This window comes from Streptococcus parasanguinis CC87K, from assembly GCF_000507765.1.
Lineage (GTDB): Bacteria > Bacillota > Bacilli > Lactobacillales > Streptococcaceae > Streptococcus > Streptococcus parasanguinis_J.
The window spans coordinates 917,949-918,451 of record NZ_KI669401.1; the positions used below are offsets into that span (position 1 = coordinate 917,949).

General features: G+C 41.2%; 1 protein-coding gene. It reads left to right on the top strand.

Features of this window, described 5'->3' with window-relative positions; translation table 11 throughout:
- A partial coding sequence (locus HMPREF1195_RS04460; RefSeq protein WP_023918683.1) for an LPXTG cell wall anchor domain-containing protein occupies positions 1–360 on the top strand: 360 nt, incomplete at its 5' end.
- Positions 361–503: the final 143 nt, after the last annotated feature.

Consider the following 503-nt stretch of genomic DNA (forward strand, 5'->3'; position numbering starts at 1 on the left):
CCTGAGACTCCTGCCACAACTGTTTCAACAGAGGAGCCCAAGACTACTGTAACCACTACGCCTGAGACTCCTCCTACAACACCAGAAGAGCCAGAAAACCATAATAGTAGCGAAGAAGATACAACAACTACGACTACAACTGTAGAACCTAAGACTACACCCGAAAAGCCAAATAAACCTAGTCATTCTGGTACCACAACGACACCAAGTGCGCCAGGTTCAAATGGTGGAAACAATGGGGGAGGTCGCAAACTGCTTCTTCCAAATACAGGTGAAGTTGTTGCATCTGGACTTGTCTTCTCTGGAATTCTTGTCTTAGCAGGTGCTGTTGGAATCAAACGGAAATTGACTCGTCAATAATTTATTCATTAAAAATAGTCAATTTTCTAACGAAATAGATTTTCAATGCATCTTAACAAATAGTTCAACTAACAAAGAGAGAAACTTTTAGCTCTCTCTGATTGATAAAAAGAGGCTGGGACAAAAGTCCTAGCCTCTCAATT